The 24538-nt window shown below is 49.0% G+C and carries 26 protein-coding genes; 13 read left to right on the top strand and 13 right to left on the bottom strand.

What is annotated here, in order from left to right; all coding sequences use genetic code 11:
• Positions 1-26: 26 nt before the first annotated feature.
• On the bottom strand, positions 27-902 hold the full coding sequence (thiD, locus tag HQN60_RS05740; protein ID WP_173534616.1) for a bifunctional hydroxymethylpyrimidine kinase/phosphomethylpyrimidine kinase: 876 nt from the start codon (positions 900-902) through the stop codon (positions 27-29).
• A gap of 75 nt (positions 903-977) precedes the next feature.
• On the opposite strand from thiD, the gene HQN60_RS05735 reads away from it, so the two are divergent.
• The 10 genes from HQN60_RS05735 to HQN60_RS05690 all read left to right on the top strand — a co-directional run bounded on the left by HQN60_RS05735 (position 978) and on the right by HQN60_RS05690 (position 7240).
• On the top strand, positions 978-1130 hold the full coding sequence (locus HQN60_RS05735) for a rubredoxin (protein ID WP_247646441.1): 153 nt from the start codon (positions 978-980) through the stop codon (positions 1128-1130).
• A gap of 18 nt (positions 1131-1148) precedes the next feature.
• On the top strand, positions 1149-2015 hold the full coding sequence (locus tag HQN60_RS05730; RefSeq protein WP_173532760.1) for a M48 family metallopeptidase: 867 nt from the start codon (positions 1149-1151) through the stop codon (positions 2013-2015).
• A 42-nt stretch (positions 2016-2057) separates the two neighbouring features.
• Complete coding sequence (locus HQN60_RS05725) at positions 2058-2480, top strand: CopD family protein (protein WP_173532759.1); 423 nt, start codon at positions 2058-2060, stop codon at positions 2478-2480.
• A gap of 56 nt (positions 2481-2536) precedes the next feature.
• Positions 2537-2929, top strand: coding sequence for a DVU_2496 family lipoprotein (locus tag HQN60_RS05720; protein ID WP_173532758.1), 393 nt, complete (start codon positions 2537-2539; stop codon positions 2927-2929).
• Positions 2929-3393: a CYTH domain-containing protein gene (locus HQN60_RS05715; RefSeq protein WP_173532757.1), complete on the top strand. Its 465-nt coding sequence runs from the start codon at positions 2929-2931 to the stop codon at positions 3391-3393. The genes HQN60_RS05720 and HQN60_RS05715 overlap by 1 nt, the downstream gene beginning before the upstream one ends.
• A gap of 2 nt (positions 3394-3395) precedes the next feature.
• The gene (locus tag HQN60_RS05710; protein WP_173532756.1) at positions 3396-3950 is read left to right on the top strand and encodes a GNAT family N-acetyltransferase; all 555 of its coding nucleotides are present in this window, start codon (positions 3396-3398) and stop codon (positions 3948-3950) included.
• Between the two features lie 35 nt (positions 3951-3985).
• Positions 3986-4402: a GFA family protein gene (locus HQN60_RS05705; RefSeq protein WP_173532755.1), complete on the top strand. Its 417-nt coding sequence runs from the start codon at positions 3986-3988 to the stop codon at positions 4400-4402.
• Positions 4403-4836: 434 nt separating this feature from the next.
• Positions 4837-5025: a hypothetical protein gene (locus tag HQN60_RS05700; RefSeq protein ID WP_173532754.1), complete on the top strand. Its 189-nt coding sequence runs from the start codon at positions 4837-4839 to the stop codon at positions 5023-5025.
• Positions 5026-5212: 187 nt separating this feature from the next.
• Positions 5213-6487 carry a glutamate-1-semialdehyde 2,1-aminomutase gene (gene hemL, locus HQN60_RS05695; protein WP_173532753.1) on the top strand — a complete coding sequence of 425 codons (1275 nt, stop codon included), beginning with the start codon at positions 5213-5215 and terminating at the stop codon, positions 6485-6487.
• A 9-nt stretch (positions 6488-6496) separates the two neighbouring features.
• Positions 6497-7240 carry an alpha/beta hydrolase family protein gene (locus tag HQN60_RS05690; protein ID WP_173532752.1) on the top strand — a complete coding sequence of 248 codons (744 nt, stop codon included), beginning with the start codon at positions 6497-6499 and terminating at the stop codon, positions 7238-7240.
• A 185-nt stretch (positions 7241-7425) separates the two neighbouring features.
• Here the strand turns inward: HQN60_RS05690 and HQN60_RS05685 are convergent, their stop codons facing one another.
• The 5 genes from HQN60_RS05685 to mgtE form a co-directional block, all read right to left on the bottom strand.
• Positions 7426-8094, bottom strand: coding sequence for an alpha/beta hydrolase (locus tag HQN60_RS05685; protein WP_173532751.1), 669 nt, complete (start codon positions 8092-8094; stop codon positions 7426-7428).
• A gap of 113 nt (positions 8095-8207) precedes the next feature.
• Positions 8208-9644, bottom strand: coding sequence for a catalase (locus HQN60_RS05680; protein ID WP_173532750.1), 1437 nt, complete (start codon positions 9642-9644; stop codon positions 8208-8210).
• A gap of 392 nt (positions 9645-10036) precedes the next feature.
• Complete coding sequence (gene grxD, locus HQN60_RS05675) at positions 10037-10357, bottom strand: Grx4 family monothiol glutaredoxin (protein ID WP_173532749.1); 321 nt, start codon at positions 10355-10357, stop codon at positions 10037-10039.
• An 83-nt stretch (positions 10358-10440) separates the two neighbouring features.
• The gene (gene prmC, locus HQN60_RS05670; protein ID WP_173532748.1) at positions 10441-11247 is read right to left on the bottom strand and encodes a peptide chain release factor N(5)-glutamine methyltransferase; all 807 of its coding nucleotides are present in this window, start codon (positions 11245-11247) and stop codon (positions 10441-10443) included.
• 15 nt (positions 11248-11262) lie between these two features.
• Complete coding sequence (mgtE, locus tag HQN60_RS05665; RefSeq protein WP_173532747.1) at positions 11263-12699, bottom strand: magnesium transporter; 1437 nt, start codon at positions 12697-12699, stop codon at positions 11263-11265.
• A 177-nt stretch (positions 12700-12876) separates the two neighbouring features.
• On the opposite strand from mgtE, the gene cls reads away from it, so the two are divergent.
• Positions 12877-14301 carry a cardiolipin synthase gene (gene cls / locus HQN60_RS05660; protein ID WP_173532746.1) on the top strand — a complete coding sequence of 475 codons (1425 nt, stop codon included), beginning with the start codon at positions 12877-12879 and terminating at the stop codon, positions 14299-14301.
• 177 nt (positions 14302-14478) lie between these two features.
• On the opposite strand, the gene HQN60_RS05655 is transcribed toward cls, so the two are convergent.
• Positions 14479-14937 carry a DUF4234 domain-containing protein gene (locus HQN60_RS05655; RefSeq protein WP_173532745.1) on the bottom strand — a complete coding sequence of 153 codons (459 nt, stop codon included), beginning with the start codon at positions 14935-14937 and terminating at the stop codon, positions 14479-14481.
• Between the two features lie 501 nt (positions 14938-15438).
• On the opposite strand from HQN60_RS05655, the gene HQN60_RS05650 reads away from it, so the two are divergent.
• Together HQN60_RS05650 and HQN60_RS05645 are read left to right on the top strand one after the other, a co-directional pair.
• The gene (locus tag HQN60_RS05650) at positions 15439-16266 is read left to right on the top strand and encodes a hypothetical protein (RefSeq protein WP_173532744.1); all 828 of its coding nucleotides are present in this window, start codon (positions 15439-15441) and stop codon (positions 16264-16266) included.
• On the top strand, positions 16256-17095 hold the full coding sequence (locus tag HQN60_RS05645; protein ID WP_173532743.1) for an FRG domain-containing protein: 840 nt from the start codon (positions 16256-16258) through the stop codon (positions 17093-17095). The genes HQN60_RS05650 and HQN60_RS05645 overlap by 11 nt, the downstream gene beginning before the upstream one ends.
• Before the next feature lie 759 nt (positions 17096-17854).
• Here the strand turns inward: HQN60_RS05645 and HQN60_RS05640 are convergent.
• The 6 genes from HQN60_RS05640 to HQN60_RS05615 all read right to left on the bottom strand — a co-directional run bounded on the left by HQN60_RS05640 (position 17855) and on the right by HQN60_RS05615 (position 24373).
• The gene (locus tag HQN60_RS05640) at positions 17855-18430 is read right to left on the bottom strand and encodes a PEP-CTERM sorting domain-containing protein (RefSeq protein WP_173532742.1); all 576 of its coding nucleotides are present in this window, start codon (positions 18428-18430) and stop codon (positions 17855-17857) included.
• Positions 18431-18776: 346 nt separating this feature from the next.
• A complete protein-coding gene (locus HQN60_RS05635; protein ID WP_173532741.1) occupies positions 18777-20405 on the bottom strand; it encodes a methyl-accepting chemotaxis protein in 1629 nt (542 codons plus the stop codon).
• Between the two features lie 564 nt (positions 20406-20969).
• On the bottom strand, positions 20970-21320 hold the full coding sequence (locus HQN60_RS05630) for a DUF1428 domain-containing protein (RefSeq protein WP_173532740.1): 351 nt from the start codon (positions 21318-21320) through the stop codon (positions 20970-20972).
• Between the two features lie 383 nt (positions 21321-21703).
• Positions 21704-21847: a hypothetical protein gene (locus HQN60_RS05625; protein WP_173532739.1), complete on the bottom strand. Its 144-nt coding sequence runs from the start codon at positions 21845-21847 to the stop codon at positions 21704-21706.
• A gap of 10 nt (positions 21848-21857) precedes the next feature.
• Positions 21858-22625 carry a sporulation protein gene (locus tag HQN60_RS05620; RefSeq protein WP_173532738.1) on the bottom strand — a complete coding sequence of 256 codons (768 nt, stop codon included), beginning with the start codon at positions 22623-22625 and terminating at the stop codon, positions 21858-21860.
• An 851-nt stretch (positions 22626-23476) separates the two neighbouring features.
• Complete coding sequence (locus HQN60_RS05615; protein ID WP_173532737.1) at positions 23477-24373, bottom strand: cation diffusion facilitator family transporter; 897 nt, start codon at positions 24371-24373, stop codon at positions 23477-23479.
• Positions 24374-24538: the final 165 nt, after the last annotated feature.

Genomic DNA, 24538 nt, shown 5'->3' with positions numbered 1-24538 from the left:
CGCGATGTTTCACGTGAAACATCATGCTATGACTGGGTGGGTGGCTCTAATTCTTTACGGATTGCCGCTTCGATTTCTGCGGTTGCTTCTTCGTCGGTAGGGCGCGCCCAGAACATTCTATCGGGAACAAATTGCCCCATTCCCGGGCGAAATGCTGCCGATAGCGCTTGCGAAGTAAAGTCTTGCGCGTCTTTTACCGCATCACCGATTTCGGCGCCGTTGGCAAGAGCGCCGGCAATCGCTGAGGCCAATGTGGCACCGGCACCATGGTAGCTGCCGGGTAAACGTGGCCATTGATCAGTACGCACTCGGCCTAAGCGGCTATACAGGGTGTTGACCACTTTAGGTGTTTTTTCATGCGTTCCGGCGATTAACACATACTCGCAACCACATTCCAAAATACGTTGTGCAGCAGCATCGAGTGGCATTTCTTCTTGTTCGTCGGGATCATCGGAAGCCAGTAATCGCGCTTCGGTATTGTTTGGTGTTACCAAATGCGTGTGTGGCAACAGCAATTCGCGCATCGCACTAATTAACTCTTCATTGGATAATTCCTCGCCGCGCCCCATGCTAAATACCGGCTCTAAAATTAAAGGAATATCCGGATAGTCTGAGGCGATTTCAGCAATTACCGCTAAATTTTCCACGCTGCCGACCATGCCGACTTTGATCACATCAATTTTGATGTCTTCTAAAATAAAGCGCGCTTGTTCATCAACGATTTCAGAATCGACGGCATGAAATTCTTGCACGCCAGCGCTGTCTTGTACGGTGATCGCGGTAATAATCGGTAAGGTGTGGCAGCCCAATGAGGCGAGGGTCAATACATCGGCCATTAAACCCGCACCACCAGAAGGATCATTCGCAGCAAAAACTAGTACAGTGGGTGGCGTTGGATTCATAAGCACAGATTTTCTTTGTTCGGTAAAATTAGAATTCTAAACCACTCTGAGTGACTTATCGCAATGAAAAAATATATGTGCCTAATCTGTGCGTTTATTTACGATGAAGCTGAAGGCCGACCAGAGGACGGTATTCCAGCGGGAACGAAGTGGGAGGATGTGCCAATGAATTGGACTTGTCCTGATTGCGGTGCACGTAAAGATGATTTTGAAATGGTGCAAATCTAATTTTGCTGGAGCAGGCCGATGAAACGATTAATCCTTAGTTTAGCGCTGGCCTCGATGTTGACGGCTTGTCAGCAAGTGAACACCACTCAAGCCGGTGCAATTGGCGCTACGCGTAAACAAAGCATGCTGCTTTCTAGTCAGCAAGTTGATCAAATGTCGGCCGCTAGCTATGCCGAAACCATTAAAAAATCAGCATCTCAAGGTAAGCTCTTAGCCAGCAACGATCCTACCGTGCGTCGAGTGCGCGATATTGCCCAGCGACTCATTCCGCAAACGGCGGTATTTCGCCCGGATGCTTTGCAATGGCAATGGGAAGTGAATGTAGAAAAAAGCCCAGAGCTCAATGCCTATTGCATGTCTGGCGGTAAAATTATGTTTTACACCGGCATTATTGAACGCTTAAAACTCACCGATGATGAAATCGCGCAAATCATGGGCCACGAAATCGCCCATGCCTTGCGCGAACATGGTCGTGAAAAAATGAGCGAAGAATACGGCAAAAGCATTGCTTTACAAGGTGGTATGCAGCTGTTTTCTATCGTCACCGGCGGTAAATATGATGCCTACCAAGATCTTGCGGGCAGCGGTTTAAATACGCTGGTGGATGTGAGTTACTCATTACCCAATAGCCGAACCAATGAAAGCGAAGCTGATGCCATGGGTTTAGAGCTGGCCGCGCGTGCCGGGTATAACCCGAATGCCGCAGTAAGTTTATGGCAAAAAATGGCCGCCCAAGGCGCAGGTAAAGGGCTGGAATTTATGTCGACCCATCCTTCGAGCAATACGCGGATTGCCGAATTACAAGCCAAAATCCCGGTGGTGATGCCACTGTACGAAACCGCCAAAAATAAGCCAAAACCCAAGCCAAAGAAAAACGCGTCTTAACGTAGTTTGTTCCGCGTGTTGGCGCTCAAATAAGGAACAGCCGTGCTGTGGATTAAATCATTACATTTGATTTTTGTAATTAGCTGGTTTGCTGGGCTATTTTATTTGCCACGTATTTTTGTCAATTTAGCCATGGCCAAGCAGACCGATGAAATAGCTAGGCTCAATTTGATGGCGCATAAACTCTATCGATTTATGACGCCACTGGGTATTTTGGCGCTGATTTTTGGTGTCTGGACCTGGGGTTTTTATGACTTTTATATGGGTGAAGGCTGGCGCTGGATGCATGCCAAATTGGCCTTAGTGGCGATTTTAGTCGGCTACCATATTGCCTGCCGCCAAATGCTATTGGCTTTTGCCGCCAATAAAAATACTCGCAGTCATGTGTGGTTTCGTTTTTTTAACGAAATTCCGGTGCTGATTTTATTTGCCATCGTGATTTTAGTGATTGTTAAACCGTTTTAATTTTTGGGCTATCCATTGCGAGATAGCCCATTTTTTATGCAAAAGGATTCAAAAAAATGAAATTCATGCTGCCTATTGTCCTTGTCGCCTTACTCGCCGCCTGTGGCGAAACTGCGCCAACTGCCAAGCAATGTGGCGTTTATGCCATCGGCCCAAATCAAATTAAAAAGATTCTCGCTAGCCAGCAAAGTGAGCCAGCGCCAGGACGGACTGCCAAAGCCGATTTACCCGCTGACTTTCCCACTGCGCTACTCGACCCAGAAAATTTCTATCGTGGTATGGGCGTGTATTGCAGCGCAGATGAAGCACGGCAAGCCTTGATCGACCAAAAACACCAAGATTGGGGCGTATTTGAGATCGAAAGCGATTGGAATAACAACGTCTACAAAGCCGATGATGGTGCTTATCATCTACGCGAATCAGCAAAAATTAAAAAGGCTGTTGAATAATGGCAGTTGAAATCGAAAGAAAATTTTTACTTAAAAATGACGCTTGGCGTAGTGAAGTGCATCGCAGTACACGGATCGCCCAAGGCTATTTATGCACCGACCCTGAGCGTACGGTGCGAGTTCGGGTTAAAGGCGACGCGGCATTTTTGACGATTAAAGGCAAAAACTCAGGGATTAGTCGCTCGGAATTTGAATACGAAATCCCGCTGGCCGACGCGGTCGAATTACTCAAACTCTGCCCACAGGTTTTGGATAAAACCCGGCATTTACTCAGCATTGAATCACATACTTTTGAGATTGATGAGTTTCATGGCGAGAATGCCGGCTTAATCGTCGCAGAGCTCGAGCTGGCCAGCGAAACTAGCACTTATCCACAGCCAGAATGGCTAGGTGCAGAAGTTTCTGGTGATGCGCGTTATTACAACAGCGCACTGTCAATTACCCCGTTTAGTCGTTGGTTTTAAGCATGAATGATTTTCCAGTTTTACACACTGAGCGCCTTATCCTGCGCGAAATTGTCGATGCCGATGCACAAGCTCTATTTGCTATTCATGGCTGCGCTGAAGTGATGCGATACTTTGGTTCTGATCCTCTGATGGAGTTAGCACAAGCGAAGGCCTTGGTTGCTACTTTTTCGCACTGGCGTGGCGAAGGAAACTCCGGTATTCGCTGGGGCATTAGCCAAAAATCAGATGGGAAATTGCTCGGTAGTTGTGGATTTTTCCGTTGGAACCATGCTTGGCGCAGCGCGATGGTCGGCTACGAGCTCGCTCAATCGGCGTGGGGGCAAGGTTTGATGCAAGAGGCCTTAGCCGCCATTTTACCATATGGTTTTCACGCAATGAACCTCAACCGCATAGAAGCACAAATTCACCCTGACAATGCGGCATCACTTCAACTGATGCCCAAGCTCGGTTTTGTTCACGAAGGCCAGTTGCGTGAGGCTGGATTTTGGGGTGGAAAGTTCAACGATTTTGTGCAGTTTGGGGTTTTGCGGCGGGAGTATCTTGAGCAAGCATAGATGCCTATGTAACTAAAAATAATGTGAGGATTTCAATGATCAAGAAAGTGGGTGAGACCGTTATTCAGTTAAAGCACCCAGCAAGTTGTCATTGCGGTGCGGTGGTTTTAGAAATTGATTTGCCCGATGGCATTGTTGATCCTCGGCATTGCGATTGCTCGATATGCCGACGCAAAGGCGCGGTGGTGGCTTCGGTATTGTTGTCCGGGATTAAAATTATTCAGGGCGAAGCCGTTTTGCGCTTGTATCAATTTAATACCCAAACGGCAAAACATTATTTTTGCTCGGTATGCGGGATTTATACCCACCATCAACGCCGTTCAAACCCACATCTATATGGCTATAACGTCGGTTGTCTTGAGGGCGTTAATCCATACCAAATTCCCAATATTAAAATCTACGATGGCGTAAATCATCCTGCCGATCAAAGCACGACCGCTACAGTAGACTAGAATTCTTATTCAAAAATATTGATGTATATATCGCCATGCCTTTATTTATATGGGATATATCCAGATACCCTTCATATATAGCCATAGTAAATAGCTATTACGGTAAAGTCAGCACAGCAAACAAGTCTGAAAACCCGCAGTAAAATACGTTTAAATAGTCATTTTTCGTATAAAAATCAGCACTATGTGGGTAACTATTTATCGTGACTGATTAAATATTGAGCATGCTCGAGTGTTTCGAGCTAAACACGTCGATTACTCATGAGCTTCGAGCTTTTTTGCCAAACCCAATGCACGGATTGCGCGATAAATCGTCGCCAACAGGCAATATTGCGTCTTAATGCGGGCGGTTTTTATGCTAAAAGTAGTCTTCGTCTGCGTTTTGCTGTCCTAATAAACGATTTTTCTTTGTTGGCCCCCAGCGCAAAGCCTAAATGCATCGTTTCGCCTTACAAAAGTTGTATGAAGCGATGTTGGTCGACCACTTTGGTGGATCTTTATTGCATAATCGAGGGCGTGAGCAGGGTGATTGGTTTCGATTTTGGCGTATTTTTGAGTTTTATTTGTTTGTGCTGCCTGTGGCTTACAGTTTGCAAAAGAAAATGGAGATGCGCAGCGCATAAACAGGCCGATTAACGCGGTGGTTTTATGCTATTTGCGTCTTTTTTGCCAAAAACATAAGAATGTTCTTGTTTTTTGTTTGCTACGTACTTTGTTGTAGATGCCTACATTTTTTAGTAGGTATATGAATAAAACGCTTATAAATTAAGGCTTTTATCTATATACCCATTGTTTAAGAAGGAAAATCAAATGACTACACGCAATGAACAGCTGTTTGAATCGGCGAAAAAACATATTCCCGGTGGTGTGAACTCGCCAGTACGTGCTTTTGGCTCAGTTGGTGGTACGCCATGCTTTTTTACCAAGGGTGAGGGCGCTTATGTTTGGGATGCCGATGGTAAAAAATACATTGATTACGTTGGCTCGTGGGGTCCGTTGATTTTGGGCCATGCTCATCCAAAAGTGATCGATGCGGTGATTGATACCGCTAAAAATGGCATGAGTTTTGGTGCGCCAACCGAGGCTGAAGTGACGATTGCCGATGTATTGTGCGAAATGCTGCCCTCTTTGGAGCAAGTTCGTTTGGTATCGAGTGGTACCGAGGCGACGATGAGCGCAATTCGCTTGGCGCGCGGCTTTACGGGTCGCGATAAATTGATCAAGTTTGAAGGCTGCTACCACGGCCATGCCGATAGCTTGTTGGTGAAAGCTGGTTCTGGTTTGCTGACATTTGGTAATCCATCATCCGCTGGCGTGCCGGCTGCGGTGGCGGCAGATACGATTGTCTTACCTTACAACGATGTCGCCGCGCTTGAGGCCTTATTTGCCGAACAAGGCAGTGAAATTGCCGCGATTATTGTTGAGCCGATCGCTGGCAATATGAATATGGTGCAGCCGAGCGCGCAATTTGTCGCGGCAATGCGTAATTTAACCATGCAGCATGGTGCGGTGTTGATTTACGACGAAGTCATGACCGGCTTCCGTGTTGGCTTGCAGTGCACGCAAGGTTTGCATGGTGTTACGCCAGATCTAACGTGTTTGGGTAAGGTGGTTGGCGGTGGTATGCCTTTGGCCGCCTTCGGTGGTCGTGCCGATATCATGGGCTATTTAGCGCCTTTAGGCCCGGTGTATCAAGCGGGTACTTTGTCGGGAAATCCGGTTGCAGTTGCTGCAGGATTGGCGACGTTAGCCGAAATTAGACAAGATGGTTTCTTTGCGAAGTTAAGCGCACAAACGGCGAAGTTAGTTGCAGGATTGAATGAATTAGGCAAAGATCACGGACTTTGTGCGCAGTCAGTTGGGGGTATGTTTGGTGTGTATTTCGCCGAAGTTGTGCCAACGTCATTTGCCGATGTGATGGCCTCTGATCGCACCCGATTTAATGCTTTTTTCCATGCCATGCTCGATCAAGGCATTTATTTAGCCCCATCGGCATTTGAAGCTGGTTTTGTTTCGGCAGCGCATAGCGATGCCGATATTGATGCCACTTTGGCGGCAGCCAAAATCGCCTTAAGTCGCTGCTAAGAGGCCAATATGACTGCGATTACGCCTTTAAACGTTGAAATGGCCGGCATGCAGCTGGTCGGTAGCGCGCATTTGCCTGAGCAAGCCGAGCAAGCGGTCTTAATGCTGCATGGCTTTACTGGCAATCGAGTGGAATACACTTATTTTTTTGTTACTTTGGCGCGAGTATTGGCCGAACGTGGCATTGCGGTGTTTCGCTTTGATTTTTTGGGCTGCGGCGAGAGTGATGGGGCATTTGCTGAGGTTTCTGTCGCCAATCAAGCGGCACAAACCCAGCATTTATTGGCGTATTTAGCTAAAAACTATCCACAATATCAACGGCATTTGCTCGGATTTAGCATGGGCGGTTTGGTGGCATTACAAACCGCTTTGGCCGATTCGGCATTGATTCGCTCATTGTGCTTATTGGCGCCTGCAGCCAATTTGGCGCAAATTGTTGAATCGGTGGCGGCGAGTAATCCACAGGTGGGCGCTGCCGGCGGCGTGGATTTTTTAGGTTTAGAGATTAGCGCGCAATTTCGCCAAGAATTGGCGCAACTCGCGCCATTTTCCGGCTTAGCCAGTCTTGAAGTCCCCGCTTTGGTGGTGCATGGCCAAGCGGATGCCGCAGTACCGGTGGAGATGGGTGAACAAGTGGCGGCGTGTTTGCCTTGCTGTCAGTTTGAAGCTTGGGCTGATGCCGATCATACCTTCGCCCGGCAAGCCGATCGCCAGCGTTTAGGGCAGCGCATCGCTGATTTTATTTTGGCTTAAATCGCGATTCACCGCGTGCGCAAACTTGCGCACCATTACTTAGTGAGGTTTTTGTTGGGTATTGATCGGCAAGCTTTGTAAATAAAGCACTGCAATTAAATACCCAACAACACGTAATCTGAACATTGCCCAAATCGTAGGGGGCGCAAATCTGTAAAATTTGCGCACGCGGTGGCGGCGTGAATTTACGCCAAAGACTTAGTCAAAAACTGGCCAATCAATTGGATCTCAGGCAAGCAAACCGAGTGCTGAATCGGGTAGGTTTGCCATTGCACGTTCACCCCTAAATCCGCAACGAATTGTTTGGCTTTTTCGCCGAGCGAAATACCAACTACGGGATCGTGGCTGCCGTGGGCGGCCAAAACTGGCGTATTTTGGTTGGCGGCAATCGTGGCTGGCGTCAGTAAAGATTCTGCTGGCAGATAGGTCGACAACGCCACAATGCCTGCTAAGGCTTCTGGATGGGTTAAACCTGCGGTATAGGCAATGGCACCGCCTTGGGAAAAGCCCGCCAGAATGATACGGTGGCTCGGTATTCCTTTGGCGTTTTCGGCGGCAATCAAGGCGCGAATCGCCGCTACCGATTGCTCAACACCCGCGATGTCGGCTTGGCGGCTGATTTGATCAAAATGCACAATATCGTACCAAGCGCGCATCACATAGCCGTTATTGCAAGTAATCGGCATCATCGGCGCATGCGGGAAAATAAAGCGTACCGCTAAATCGCTTGGTAGACCTAGCTCCGGCACAATGCTCACAAAATCATTACCATCGGCGCCAAGGCCGTGTAGCCAAATTACGCTGGCGCTTGGATTGGGGGCGGTTTCAACGGTGACACAAGCGAGGGTGCTCATTACGACTCCAAAAGAAAATCAAACAATCTCGCTATGCTAACAAAGATTGGGCTTTCAGATAAAAAATCAGCCCGACAAAGCGGGCTGATTGAGTGAATGCGACGAGTGCGAGCTTATTTCAAAGCGGCGCGTACCCCAGCGGCGTAATCAGGATGAATCAATGCAAAGTGGCCTAATTGACGCTCAATGATAAACTCCGGCACACCCTTCATCGCTGCGGCCAAATTGCTATATAAGCGTGATTTTTGACCGTCATCAAACATCGCCCACAGTGCGCGCGGTTGCGAATAATCATCGTTGCCTTCGCGGTGATTAAAGCGATCAGCATCGCCGCTGATTTTAAGCGCTGGCTCAGCCACGGCAGGATTGGCGACTGGGCCGCCAAACGAATTTGGCTCGTAATACGCATCTGGATTTTTATCCATCGGCATAAAGTTCATCGCGCCGTCGCGATGGTAAGTATGCACTGGGCATTTTGGCGCATTCACTGGCAATGATTCGTAATGCGTACCAAGGCGATAGCGGTGTGCGTCGGCATAGCTAAATAAGCGCGCTTGCAAGACTTTGTCTGGAGAAAAACCAATCCCCGGAACAATATTCGATGGGCTAAACGACGCTTGTTCTAGCTCGGCAAAATAATTCACCAAATTGCGGTTCAATTCCATTACGCCGACTTCGATCAAAGGGTAATCGCCGTGCGGCCATACTTTGGTCAAATCAAATGGGTTGTAGCTGGTTTTGTCGGCGTCGCTTTCTGGCATGATTTGCACCGAAACCGTCCAGCGTGGGAAATCGCCTTTATCAATCGCGCTCAATAAATCTTCTTGTGTGCTTTCGCGAGTTTGCCCGACGACGGCCGCCGCCTCAGCATTAGTCCAATGGCGATGGCCTTGCTGGGTTTTAAAGTGAAATTTCACCCAGAAACGCTCGTTTTTAGCGTTAATAAAGCTAAATGTGTGCGAGCCGTAACCATTCATATGGCGAACATCGGTTGGCAAGCCGCGATCAGAGAATAAAATTGTTACTTGATGCAAAGACTCAGGTGACAACGACCAGTAATCCCACATTGCGGTATTGGAACGTAAATGCGTGCGGGGATGGCGTTTTTGCGTGTGGATAAAATCAGGGAATTTCAACGGATCGCGGATAAAAAACACCGGCGTATTATTGCCGACCAAATCCCAATTGCCTTCTTCGGTATAAAACTTCACCGCAAAACCGCGTACATCGCGCTCAGCATCCGCCGCGCCCAATTCACCGGCCACAGTAGAAAAACGCGCCAGCAATTCAGTTTTTTTGCCGATAGCGCCAAAAATATTCGCCTTGGTGTATTGGCTAATATCGTGGGTTACGGTGAAAGTGCCATGCGCGCCCCAGCCTTTAGCGTGGACTACGCGCTCAGGAATTCGCTCGCGATTTTGATGCGCTAGTTTTTCCAGCAATTGCCAATCTTGCAGCAAAATCGGGCCACGTGGACCTGCGGTCAGGCTGTTTTGATTGTCGGCAATTTGCGCACCGGCAGTGGTGGTTTGAAATGGACATTGGCTCATGGTCTTTCTCCTAATGGCTGGCGGCAAAATTAGCGCTGATTTCTTCTAACGCTATGAAGGATTCGAAAAGCAAATTGAGCATCGCTGGCGCTCTGGTTTAATTAAGGTGTCTGCAGTATATGTAGCGTTTTTAAATAGTGAAATTTGATTGTAAAGATCGTATCGATTGATTTTGACTAACGCCGTAGCAATATCGATTGATGTAGAGGGTATTGATAATCAATCTTATTAAATAAAGGGCTGCAGGATTATGCGGGGAGGGGGTATAGGAGGGGCTTGCGCTATATCAAGCTATAAATTGCCGATGAACGTAAAAATTCACAGCGTAATCGGCATAAAAAACGCCGTCATGGTGACGGCGTTGTGTCATTTTCTACTGAATAATTCAAAAATTATTCAGCGTCTTTAAATTCGGCCAACATGGTTTGCAATTCACCGCTGGCGTAAAGTTCTTTCATAATATCTGAGCCACCAACAAATTCGCCCTTGACATACAACTGTGGAATCGTTGGCCAGTTGGCGTATTCTTTAATGCCTTGGCGAATATCTGCATCGGCCAAGACATTGACTGCAGCAAAACTCACGCCACAGTTTTTAAGGATTTGTACTGCGCCCGATGAAAAACCGCACTGTGGAAACGATGGCGTGCCTTTCATGTACAACACCACAGAATTGTCGGTCACTTGCTGGCGAATAGTGTCTTGAATACTCATGATGGCCTCAAAAGCTTGATTGATTTAGTCGGGTATTGTAAGCGCATGCCGAGTTAGCGGCAAGCCCACCGAGCATGGATTTTCTAGCCGTAGCGGCCGCCGCTCACGCGGTCATTGTCGCCCAAATCACGCCACGTTTGCACTTCGCTAAAGCCTGCTTGCTGCAATAATTCGCGGCACGCTGCGCCTTGATCCCAGCCGTGTTCTAGCAACAGCCAAGCGCCCGGTTTGAGCTGCGCTCGGGCCGCGCTAATGATGTGTGCCAAGTGCTGCAAACCATCGTGACCATCAGTCAGCGCGCCGCTAGGCTCAAAGCGTAAATCGCCTTGGCTTAAATGCACGTCGGCCGCATCAATATACGGCGGATTGCTAACGATTAAATCAAAGCGCTCGCCAGCCACCGCTGCCAGCCAATCCGATTGCAAAAATCGCACCTCAGCGCCCAGCGTGGCCGCATTGCTGTGCGCTACAGCCAAAGCGGCCGGCGAAATATCCAGCGCCGCCACCGTCAGATCTGGCCGCTCGAGTTTGAGCGTAATCGGAATGCAGCCCGAGCCCGTGCCCAAATCAATGATGTGCCCGGCTTGCGGCGCACGCGCAATGGCCAATTCAACCAGTAATTCGGTATCCGGACGCGGAATCAGCACGGCGGGTGACACTTGAAATTCGCGGCCATAAAACTCACGCGAACCAAGGATATACGCCACCGGCTCGCCAGCTCGTCGCCGCGCTGCCAAAGCGGCAAACGCTGCTTGCTGATCTTCACTGGCCGCTTCGCTATCATGGCCAATCAGCCACGCGCGGTTTTTTTGCATGACATGCAGTAGCAACACCTGAGCATCAAAGCGCTCTAGGCCACTGTTTATAATTAATTCACGATACGTAGGCATATTGCTGGCTCTGGTTTACATCAAAAAGATCGTCGCCAATCCCAAAAAGATAAAAAATCCTAGGCTATCGGTGAGTGCGGTAATCAGCACCGACGAGCCATAAGCAGGGTCGCGACCGAATTTTTGCATAATCAGCGGCACAAACAAACCGACCAAGGCCGCCACAATCATATTGAGCATCATCGCGCCCATCATCACCAAGCCCAGACCAATCTGGCCGTATAAAGCCCACGCCATCACGCCCAATACACTGCCCCACATCAGGCCATTAATCAGCGCAATGCCCAATTCTTTGAGTAGCAACATTCGGGTATTAGACGGCTGAATTTGCCCCAGCGCCAAACCGCGAATAATCAGTGTGGTGGTTTGCGTGCCGGTATTGCCGCCAATGCCCGACACAATTGGCATTAAGGCCGCCAGCGCCACCAAATGCGAAATGGTATCTTCAAACGAGCCAATCACGCGGCTGGCGATAAAGGCGGTACAAATATTCAGTGCTAACCACGGCCAGCGATTTTTAACTGCCTTGCCGACGCTAGAAAACAAATCTTCGTCTTTCAAACCGGCTAAAGACAGCACTTCGGCGTCGGATTCTTCACGAATCACGTCAACCATTTGATCCACGGTAATGCGGCCAATCACTTTGTGATTGCTATCCACTACCGGAGCCGACACTAAGTCATAACGCTCAAACGCTTGCGCCGCTTCGCCGGCGTCGTCAAATGGCTGAAACACCACCACATCATCAGCCATTATTTCTTGAACGTATTTGTCTGGGTCGCTCACCAGTAAACGGTTAAGCGGCAATACCCCTTTGAGGATGTCATTGTCGTCGACGACAAACAGCTTATCGGTATGCGTGGGTAGCTCGTCAAAACGGCGCAAATAGCGCAAGACGACTTCAAGCTTAATATCCGCGCGAATCGTCACCATCTCAAAATCCATCAGCGAGCCGATTTGATCTTCGGTGTACGACATCGCCGATTGCACTTCGGCGCGATCTTCCGCGTCGAGGGTATCGAGCACTTCGCTTTGCACGGCGCTGGGTAAATCCGGCACCAAATCGGCCAGTTCGTCGGTATCGAGTTGCCCAGCGGCGGCAACCATTTCGTGCGGCGCCATATCAGCCAGCAACGATTCCCGAACGGCGTCGGAGACTTCGAGCAAAATCTCGCCGTCGTCTTCAGCATCGACCAAGCCCCACACCATTAAACGATCAGCGTGCGGCAGCGCTTCTAAAATATGCGCAATATCGGCCGGATGCAGCGTGGCCAACTTCATTTGTAATTCGGTGAGATTTTGTCGGTGGACGAGTTTTTCGACTAAATCATGCTTGGGGCCTTCTTGCTTATGTACCATCCCTTCCACGAGTTTGTGCCGCTCTAAAAGCCGAGTGACTTGTTGCAAACTTTCTTGCAGGCTCTCTTGTGGTTTCCGGGTGAGTACAGTCATAGGCAGGCCCTAGTCGGCGGCGGCAGGTATGCCGCGCAAATTGAAGATAGGCTCGCAGTTTAGCACGCGACCGTGACGAAACGGATTTACTGCGCCGCAGGCGCACAATGGCTATTCGCTTACCGCAGCATGACTGCTGGCGTGTTAGCATCAAAATATTCAAGCTGGGAGCGATGTATGCATTGGAATCAAATACTGGCCGTGGTGTTTGTTGCAATACAGTTGGTGTTTATTGCGCGGGCGATTTTGCGGCCGCAGCGCGAGCCGGCATCGCGGGTGGCGTGGATTGTGGTGATTATGCTGCTGCCGGGCTTGGGGGTGTTGGCGTATATCTTGCTCGGCGAAACCAGCATTGGCCGGCATCGCATTGCGCGCTTGCATCAAGTGAATCAAGTGCTGCAGCAGGCGCAAGCCACAGAATGGCCGCAGCAAATTCCCGAGCGATTTAGTCAACTATTTCGTTTTGGCCAATCGGTGAATGGCTTTGTGCCGGTGGCAGGCAATCTCGCGACTTTGCTGGCGGACTCTGATGCCGCAATTGACGCCATCGTGGCCGATATCGACGCCGCCACCGAGCATGTGCATCTGATTTTTTATATCTGGCTCACCGATCACAGCGGGCTGAAAGTCGTCGCCGCCTTGCAACGCGCCGCCGCGCGTAATGTCGCCTGCCGCGCCATGGCCGATGGCTTGGGGTCGCGATTAATGATTGCCTCGCCGCATTGGCAAGCGATGCAAGACGCTGGGGTGCAAGTGGCAGTGGCGCTGCCGATTGGTAACCCGCTATTGCGGCCATTGCGCGGTCGAATTGATTTGCGTAATCACCGCAAAATCGTCGTGATCGATCGCAATATCACCTATTGCGGCAGCCAAAACTGCGCCGATGCGGCATTTTTGGTCAAAGCCAAATTCGCTCCGTGGGTCGACATTATGTTGCGCTTCACTGGCCCGATTGCCCAGCAAAATCAGCTGTTATTTATGAGCGATTGGATGGCGCAAACCCACGAAGACTTAAGCCGCTACGCGCAATACACCCCACAGGCCAATGCCGGCGGCTTTGTTGCTCAAGTGATTGGCACTGGGCCAACGCTGCAGTATTCGGCGATGCCCGAGGTGTTTGTGACGCTGATGTTTGCCGCCCAGCGCGAGTTATTTATCACCACGCCGTATTTTGTACCGGATGAAGCGATGCAAGCGGCGCTATGCGCCACCGCGCGGCGCGGCGTAAAAACCACGATTATTTTCCCTGCCCGCAATGATTCATGGATTGTCGCCGCTGCCAGCCACAGCTATTACGGCGAATTACTCGCCGCAGGCGTTGAAATCTATGAATACATCGGCGGCGTTTTACACGCCAAAACGCTCACGCTGGATGGTGAAGTTAGCCTGATCGGCTCGGCCAATATGGATAGGCGTAGTTTTGAGCTTAATTTTGAAAACAACATCCTGCTGTACGACGCCGCCATTAGCCAAGATATCCGCCAACGCCAAGCGCACTATTTGGCGCAAAGCCAGCCCGTCACCGCCGAAATGGTCGAGCAATGGCCGATGCACCGCCGCTTTTGGAATAACACCATCGCCATGCTCGGGCCGGTATTGTGAGCCGATTTCACGCCGCATCCGCGTGCGTCGCAATGCTTCTGTAGGGCGACAATAAGCGAAGCGCATTGCGCCGCATGGATTTTGGTGCGCCTTGGCGCACGCGGTGGCGATGTTGGGCGCTGCGCATAAAAAAACCGCCAGTCATCACTGGCGGCTTGGGGGGCAATCGGGGCCGAATTAGCTGGCGTAGCCGATTTCTTCTAAATCTTGATGCAGCGTGTTGAATTTGTAATTGATATAAAACACCGTAAACAAAAACGTCCAACCGCCATGAAACCAATCGGGGCTGCTCGTTTCGTTGGCAAAAATCTGATTAAAACGGCTGCGCATCTGAAACGCCCACACAATCGCCAATACCGACGTGGCAATACTAAATAAACTGCTGGCGAGATTAAACGCATGCTCTGGCGGCACAAAAAACGACGCAATGGTAACAAACGCGCTCAACATATAGCAGCCAAATAGCCCTTGAATCAGCAGCGGAGAAATCGGCGACATATTTGGGATTTGCAGCAATTTTTGGCTTTGCTGCTGAATATAAAACGCCGTGTAAATCCCTAAACTGAGCGCGCTCAGCAAATACAAACGCCAAGTGCTTTGGCTTTTCATCAATTGGATGATTTCTTTACGGTTCACAATAAGTCCTGCTGGGGAATGAATCGGGCTAAAGCAGCGCCATCCGCCAACGACGACCCGCCCATGGCTGTAGCACTGCAGTCAAAGAGGCTAACACAATCAAGCCACCACCGATAAGCAGTTGTGCATTGAAAGCCTCACCCAGATACATCACCGCAAGGGTGAAATGCGCCTTACCGCTGTCTACTCGACGATCGCCTAACGCGCGTACTCCCCAATTGGCAACTGCAAACCGCCTACCAAGGCACCGCGTATTTGCTCTATCCACCGAATCGGTATTTGGCACAGAAGGTTAGGGGGTTGGTGGATTGGTTGGTTTTGCATGTTTGAAAACTTGAGGAAAAATTCGTGTAATTAGGCTTACGCTTTGTAGGTCAATGGCATAAGATGTGTGCCGACGAATGGTAGTTTAAGTGCGGTAGGTTGTGCTAGAAAGCCCAACGTTTACCCCGCTATTGTTGGGCTGCGATGAATGATTTTTAAATCTCTGAGTTAAATCATATGATAGAAGAAAGTGTTTTTTTATTTCGAGTTCGACTTTTTGAAAGAAGAGAAAATGATCTATTTGATAGGGCTTCTCGTGAGGAGGTTCTAATAAAGTCGGTTTCAAATAAAAATCTGACTTTTTTTAGTTTTGGCAGTGAATGGAGATTTGGGAACTTTGAAAAAATAAATGATGATTGGTGTTTTTTTCGTGTAGGTAAAACCCATCAAGAGAAAAATGAAAAGTATGAAAGTGGTGAGTACTCAGAGGCTACAGTAGATATTGGATTTTCTTCTAAAATTATTATGAATGTTAAAACAGGAGTCATGGCTGTTTTTCAGAATAGAAATTTGGCAGATAACACTAATATTATTGCTAAAAGAATTGGTGATTTAATTAATTTCTCAGAAATAGCTGCTTTTAATGGATATGATGTTGTAGTCAAGCAGATATTTGACACAAAGAATTTTATTGAATTAATTAATTCGTCTGAGAAAATACATGCAATTACTATCACTTGCCGACAGAGAAATCACCCTGACATAGGAATGTTTTTTCATGAGCAACTTGAAGAGGGGGTTGAAATTTTTAATGGTGAAGAAGCAAAAACCACAATTAGTGGTAATGATTTAGCTAAAGAACCAATTTTAGAAGCATTAAAATCTACCGCACAGACTGGTGATACTGTATCTGTAAAAATGAAATTACCAAATCAACGAAGATCTACTTGGCGGAGCTTCGAAAAAAAATATCCAGCAAAAATAATTTTACCCGAGTCTGCATCAAACACTGAATCCATAACAGAAATTGTAAATTGTTATAATGGGATTGGTAATGAAAATTGAATATTCAGAAATTAGGTTGAGTTCTAGTGAACAAATTTTGAATGAATTTAATCGCTGTCATGGATGGATTTTTAGAGGCCACAATGATCATAAATTTAAAATGGTTTCTTCATTAGAAAGATTTATTGATAGTAGGGATCAAGAATCATATGCAAAGTTTGCTCCAGATATAGAAGAATATTTATTGCACGAATTTAAGTCTAGGGCTCATCATTATATATCTAGAGATTCTCTTCCGATTACAAAATTGGGATGGTTATCTTTAATGCAGCATCATGGTTGTCCAACTAGAATGTTAGATTTTACATATTCACCATATATAGCATTGTTTTTTGCTCAAGATGGGTTTAAAGAGAAGCAAGATAAAGAAATGGCCGTGTGGGCTATTGATAATTCTTATTTAGAGAAAGAGTGTTTTAACTATTTAACTCGCTGCAATGTAATTAATGTTAACTATAAATCATATTCAACAACGAAGGATGATATATTTTCTAATAGTGTTGATAAAAATAATCATGAGATTATTTTTCCGACTCAGCCACTCCAAATTAATTTAAGATTGGAGAATCAAATGGGTTTGTTTTTGATGAGTGGATCGAACAAATTAAATCTAGACTCAATCTTCATGAAAGTAACGCATAGTGAAACACCAGCAAAAAAATTTATAATACCTGAGTGCATGCATAATGATGTATTAAAAATGCTGATAAGTATGGGAATAAATTATAGAAAAATATATCCAGGTCTTGATGGAATGGCAAAAGATATTGCTATTAATCTTCAAATTGGTTTGAAAGATAAATTCGCGAACAATATTATAAAAAATTAATTTGTAAGCAGTATACCGCGTCATCGCCGAAGGCAATACGCCACTTGCGGAGCACTTCATTCGGCGTATTGCCGCTTCGCGTCGAATACGCCCTACCTTATATGTATTTGAATGTAGCCTTTGATTTTCAATGCTTTGCTGGCAATACATCGATGTTATGGCTTGATCGTTGGGCTGGGGCTTGAGATCCCGTTCAAACACGCACCGAGCACGAAGAGAGACAAACGGTTTTTTGTTTGGCTCTCGCCACGCGAGGGAACCGCGGAGCGGGGCGTGTCTCGGGTCGCCTTCTTTTGCTTACTTTTCTTGGCGAAGCAAGAAAAGTGAGTGCCGCGCGGCATGAGCGCCATGCTGGAAACCGCGCTGCCGCTCAATATTGATCCCGCGCTTGTTGGGCTGCGCAGGCTTAGCCCAACTTACCAGAGTTACTCATTAGCTGCAGCGATAAGGTGCAATGCGCTAACGCTGATTGGCACCCTACAGCAGCCGTGATGTCGGCGGCTTGTGGCGGGTTACGCCTGCGGCTAACCCGCCCTACGATGCTGCGCCAGCTTCGGCCAATCTACCAAAGCGAACAACCCGTAAGCCGCAATCGTTGGGTGCTAAAAGCTACGCGAATCGCGCCGTTCAATTGCCAACATTCAAGATATAGAGACTGGCGACGAAGAGCATGCAAATGACGAGCAATTGGAATACACAGCACGATAAAAAATAGCCACATTAAGTGGCTATTTGCTTCATGTTATTTATTAATGCTAATTAAGCTTTACGACGCCGTGCAGCAAGCAAGCCCAGCAAGCCAATGCCCATCAAAGCATATGTTTCTGGCTCGGGTACCGGCGCAACTGGTGCTTTTTCTGAAAAGAAACCATAGCCCAGAGTATCGAAACCACTTTCATTAAATTTGCCATTTAATGGGTTAATCGCCACGCCATTTGCTGCAAAGCTTTTACCTAATTCGAAACCTTGGAAGCTGCCAGTGACAGTGGCTAGGTTGCCAGTTTGTTGGATATTGAAGCTAAAACCGCTCGATGCGCCATTTTGTCCATAGTAGCCAAATGCCGTTTTACCGTTCAATGCGGCACCTGCGATGAATGTGCCCACGAAAGTGTTGCGAGTGCCATCTGCAAATGAGGCTTTCGTTAAATCAGCAATACGCCCTAGCTGATTTAGCGTCAATGCAATGCCATTGATTGAAAGCGAGCTAAAGCCATCTACGCCAATTTCAACTTTATTGTTAGCTAGATCATCACCAAAACCGATAAATGCAGCATTAGCACCGGACGATGCTAATACCAGTGCGGTTGCTGTTACTTTAAGTAGCAGTGTTTTCATTGAATCAAATTCCCCATTAATTTTTTAGTTGGCTGTAAGGCGCCGCGAATTTTCCCTAAAAAATTATGACAAATCAATATTGCAAAGGTGTGATCGATACCCCAAAATGTTAAATTTTGTAACTTCATAAAGTTAGTTTACACATTGAATACAAGTTAATTGGTATTGATATCAATGAAGTAAACATACAAATCTATACAGCGACTTCAACTGATAAGCCGCAATCTTAGGGTGCTGAAAGCTACGCGAATCGCGCCGTTGCGATGCTTATTTACGGCGCATTCGGCGCAATTCGCTGCGCTCATTGACGCCCTACGATACTGTGCAGGCTTACAATTTACCCAACTTAAATCCGGAAGCGATTGACTGCCGATTGCAATTGCTCGGCCAAACTCGATAGCTGATTGGCGGTGCTGGCCAGATGCAGTACGGTATCGCCATTTTCTTCGGCCATTTGCGACACTTTTTCCATCCGCGCCGCGAGGTCTTGCCCGGCGAGCTTTTGCTCTTTGAGCGAGTCGCTGATATTGCTGATCGAGCTCACCACGGCGTTGGCGTTTTGTTCAATGTCATTGATGGCTAAGGCGGCCGATCCCGAGCTGAGGGTGGCTTCTTGCACGCTGCTCACGCTGTCGGCCATATATTGGTTCACTGACGAGCTGCCCTGCTGAATGCGGCTAATCATGGTGCTAATTTCATGCGCTGATCGGGTGGTGCGTTCGGCCAGTTTGCGAACTTCATCGGCGACTACGGCAAAGCCACGGCCAGTTTCGCCGGCGCGGGCCGCTTCAATGGCGGCATTGAGTGCGAGCAAATTGGTTTGATCAGCGACATCGCGAATGATTGAGGCCATTTTGCCGATTTCGCTCACGTCGCGTTCTAAATCCGACATTTTCGTTGCCGATTGGCTGACATGTTCACCCACTGCGGTCATTTGCTCGGCGGAGGTCACAACAAACGTGCCGCCCATTTTGGCCGTTTGCCCTGCCGTGCGCGCTTGCTGTGCGGCGTCTTCGGCATTATCGGCAACATGGTGAATGCTGACGGTGAGTTCTTCGAGCGTGGCGGCGGCGCCGCTGGTGGCTGCGGATTGGTTTTGCGCGCTATGGGCGACTTCTTGGGCTGATTCTGCCAATCCTTGCGCCGCACGGCCGACTTCGATGGCGTTTTGCTGAATGAGTTTGGTCATGTCGTGCAGGCTGGCGCGCATTTGTTGCAAGGCGAGCAATAGTCGGCTGGGTTCATCGCTGCCAGTGACTGGCATGTCGTTATTGGCGCGTAGATCACCTTGGGCAATGCGTTCGGCTTCACGCAGTGCATTGCTCAGCGGGTGGCTGATTGAACGGGCAATCCAAATGGCGGCAATCAGCCCGAGTACCGTCGCCAACAGGCCGCTCACAATCATTAGGCTGCGGGTGTAGCTAAAGTTTTCTTGCGTCTCCTTGCTGGTTTTTTGCATTTTATTTTTTTGCGACGCCATCATGGCTTCAACTTTAGCGAGGAAGTTTTTGTAGGCTGGATCATATTCATCGCGTAGCAGCGCAGTGGCTTCAAGGTCTTGATTGGCGCGCAGCATCCCATACAGTTTTTCGTACAGTGGGCCAAGTGGCACGCGTGTGGCGTTAATGTCAGCGAGGATTTGCTTACTCTCGGCGCTAGAGGTGTGTTCGTTCAGGTATTCCAATCGTTTGGAGCTATCGGCTCGCAGCTCGTCGATCTTGCGGATATTGCTGTCAATTTCGGCATTATTTTGGTCCATCACCGCTTCGCGCAGCAGCATGCCAATCAGTAAGCTGTTTTCAATAATGCCGTGTTGTTGTTCAATTTTTGGCTGTCGATCGGTGATCAGCGAATCAAGATTATCGCCGGTTTGGTTTAGCTCAAATAAGGCGAAGCCGATTTGCAGCGCCATGAGTAATAACAAAGTGCCACTAAGGATAAATAGTTTGGTGCGGGTAGTGATGTGCGACAACATGGGTATTTCCTAGCATGACGGGCAATAGATGGGTTTTGAAAGAATGCCTTACTTAGTAAATAGTTTACAAAGTAAGTTCATTCATTCGTGGCTAGGGTTTTCCTCTGTGCGGTAGGTGTATTTGATTGTAGGCTCTGATTTTTAACGCCTTACTGGCAATACCTTGTGATTTTTCTTTCTAATTTCCATGTTGTTGCTGTAAGTTTTGTTCGCTTAAAGAGGGCGCTATGTCGCGGGTGGAGGGGTTAATTGGCGGTATGGCTGCTTTGCGTACGCCCTACCTTGTAACTCGTAAGCCGCAATCGTAGGGTGCTGAAAGCGACGCGAATCGCGCCGTGGCGATGCTTATTTGCGGCGCATTCGGCGCAATTCGCGTAGCTTTCACACCCTACAGCGGTAGCGATGGCGGCGGCTTGTGGCGGGTTACGCCGGTGGCTAACCCGCCCTACGGTGTGATGTATTGGTATGCAGGCTTTAATGGATGATGCTTCGCTGGCGATACATCAAGATAATTGATTCATGCTTATACCGCTTGGCGGTGAAGAGATCCAATCGCTCGCGGCCTCACAGCACCAGCAATGATTCAAATCCACCAAAAATCATCCGTTTGCCGTCGCAAGGCATGGGGTTGGTTTTGATGTCGAATAGCGGTTCTTGCATTAGCTTTTCCCATGCGGCATCGCGAATGGCTTTGGATGGCCAAGTGATCCACGAAAACACCACGGTTTCGTCGGCTTGTAATTGCACGGCCAGTGGGAATGAGGTGAGTTTGCCTTCGGGTACGTCAACGCCCCAGCTTTCGACCACGCTGAGTGCGCCGTGGGCTTTAAAAAGTGGCGCGGCGGCTTGGGCGTAGGCTTGATACGCTGCGCGGTTGGCGGTGGGAACGGCGAGTACAAATCCATCGATATACATATTGAGCTCCTAGACGTAAATGATCGCTTTCAGGTTCAGCCCGTATTGACTTGAGCGCTGCACGGACTGCTAGAGGTATAGCTGAAATTGTCGATTTACATCGGCGCCGCCCGCGGATATTGGGCATGAGCGAGAAGGGTGGTTTGGGTTGATGATTGGCTGTCTATATGTCGGAGTGTGGTGGCGGGTTACGCCTTTGGCGAACCCGGCCTACGGTGTTGATGTATTTGAATGTAAACGTTGATTATCAAGGCCTAGCTGGCAATACGTCGATGTTATTACTTGATCGTTGCTCTGGGGCTGGAATGGCTAGGTTGGGTATCGCCATAGGGCGCCACCCATCCTAGCTACTGCGCAAATCTAATTTGCGGTGTAATCCAGTTTTAATCAAACCAGCGCTTTTTTTTGTAATACGGTTTTTTGCCGTAAGGTGATTGGCCTTGGTAATGGCCGCCGGTTTTTTTCTTCATCACCCATTTGAGCAACATTTCGAGTGCGCCGTAAAATAGCTTTTGCTTCATGCTCATGTGTGGCCCCTTAGCTCAACATCATCCGTAAACGACCTTCCCAATCAACGTTTTGCCATTGTTGATCCATATGCATGCTCGAATAGCTGTCGCGGCTAAAGCGGCGGTCGGCTTCGATCAACACATACACGCCATCGGCGCGGCTAATGCAGGTGATTTCCACTTCTTGAATGCGCGAAAATCCGTGCTGCATGGGGCGAAATTCAAATTCTTGGTAGCAACCAATTGAGCTGGCCACTTGGCCGATGCGCGCCGTGCCGATTTCAACGTCGCTGCTGACGTGGGCAAAGCCCAGATTGCCCATGGCGGCGATCAGACGCTGCATTTGCGGTAGCGGTTGCACGTCGAGAAAATCGCGATCTTTGGCGTCAATGGCCGAGGCAATGGCTAAGTCGGTATGAATCCACACCGCCGCTTTCACATTGGGCGCATAGCCGTAGCCCGGTGTGGCTAAGGCGTAGGCGTTATTTACTGGCGTTTCGAGCGGTAAGGTCAAAGAAAACGGCAGTCGACGCTCTAAACCGGCGGTGGCACTAAAGGCGTTGGCTACGCGAAATTTAGCGATGGTTTGCGCCACACGCACTTCGCTATCGCCGACTTTTTGTTCGGCTTCGGTCATTAGCACGAGGTCGACGTATTCAATCGCCTGATCGACGCTGCCGCCACGAATCAACACATAACCATTGAGTGTACTGCCGGGATAAACACTGGCGTTGTCGAGTACGGTATCCACCGTCGCGCCGCCCACACCCACGGCGGCAAACAATTTCTTGAACATCTGTCGCATCTCTATAAAAGCAGCCCGAATGGCCGCGCCAATAGGAGTGGGACAGCGGTGAAAGGTTCAACGGTTTTGGTGGTTTAACCGGAAATATTATTGCGCGAGGTTGGACGGTGAAAGACGGCGATGAATGGCGGTTGATTTGCTCAAAGCAGAGTCAGCGAAGCGCAAGCACTGTCCGTGTACGGCGCAATAGCGTAGGGCGCTGAAAGCTACGCGAATCGCACCGTTGCGATGGTTATTTGCGGCTGATGCGGCGCAATTCGCTGCGCTCATTGACGCCCTACGGTGATGATGTATTTGAATGTAGCCTCAGATTCTCAATGCTTTGCTGGCAACACATCGATGTTATGCCTTGATCGTTGGTCTGGGGCTGGAGATCCCGTGTAAGCGCACCGAGTGCGAAGTGAGACAAACAGTTTTATCGTTTGGCTCGCGCCAATCGAGGGAACCGCGGAGCGGGGCGCGTTCGGGTCGCCTTTCTTTGGCGAAGCAAAGAAAACGAAGTTTCTGCGCAGCTAAAAGTAGGTGCCGCGCGGCATGAGCGCAATGCCGGAAAGAGCGATGCCGCTCAATATTTACCCCGCGATTGTTGGGCTGCGCAGGCTTAGCCCAACTTACCCAATAACTCATTAGCTGCTGCGATATGGTGCAATGCGCTAACGCTTATTGGCACCCTACAGCGGTCGTGATGTTGGCGACTTGTGGCGGGTTACGCCTGCAGTGAGTAGGGCGTAATCGCCGAAGGCATTACGCCGCTTGCGGAGCACTTCATTTAACGCTTGGCGATGATCTTCGCGTGCGCAAACCCTAAGGATTTGCACACTCCACCAATACGCTATTGCGGTTTATTTTTTGTCGGCAGGGTCGACGTGGGTCATGACGTTGAGCACGTCGGCGTGTTGGCTGAGCACGCGCTGGCGGGCAAGGACGGCGATGTCGTGGCCTTGCTCAACGCTCATGGTGCGATCGACTTCTAAATGCACATCAACCAAAATCAAATCGCCCATTTTGCGGGTTTTGAGCGCATGAATGCCTAGTAATTGAGGCGTTTCGCGCAGGGTTTGCTCAATGCTGCTGATGGTGGCTTCATCGACCGCTCGGTCCATCAAGTCGTGCATCGCGTCCCATGCAAAGCGCCAGCCCATTTTGCCGACCATGAGGCCAACAATCATCGCGGCAATCGGGTCGAGAAAATGATAGCCAAGCATATTGCCGCCAATACCCAGCGCCACCACTAAAGACGATGCGGCATCAGAGCGGGCGTGCCAAGCGTTGGCGACCAACATGCTTGAGCGCACGCGCTCGGCGACGGCGAGCATATAGCGAAACAGCAATTCTTTACTCAGTAGCGCGGCCAGCGCCACCCACAGCGCAATGCTTTTAACTGGGGCGATGGATTCAGGATGTTGGATTTTACCCAGTGCCGACCACAACATGCCCGCGCCCACCACCAACAGCAAGGTACCCAGCACCAGCGAGGCGGCGTTTTCATAGCGTTGATGGCCGTAATGATGGTCGGCGTCGGCGTCTTTTTGGCTGTGATGATTAGCAAATAGCACCACAAAGTCGGCGATTAAGTCCGATAGCGAATGAATCGCATCGGCGATCAAGGCTTGCGAATGCGCGAATACGCCGGCAACTAGCTGGATGGCGGTGAGCACCACATTCACCACCACGCTAATCCAAGTACTGCGTTTAGCGGCGGCTTGTTTCTCTGCGGAGGCAGTCTGGTCATTGTGCATGGTGTCGTCCAGCGTGAAGGCGGGCATTGGTGATAGTGGATTATACGGTTTTATATTGGCGTCGGTCTGCGCGTGGTCAAGTTGGTGAGGGTCTGTTGTTTTACCTTGTGCTGCTGGATGTTGGGGTGGCGGTTTGATGTTGATCTAGCGGGTATTTTTCGCTTT

It is taken from the genome of Deefgea piscis (assembly GCF_013284055.1).
Classification (GTDB): Bacteria; Pseudomonadota; Gammaproteobacteria; order Burkholderiales; family Chitinibacteraceae; genus Deefgea; species Deefgea piscis.
Note: the sequence above shows the minus strand (reverse complement) of the source record. Positions and strands in the feature narration are given on the sequence as shown.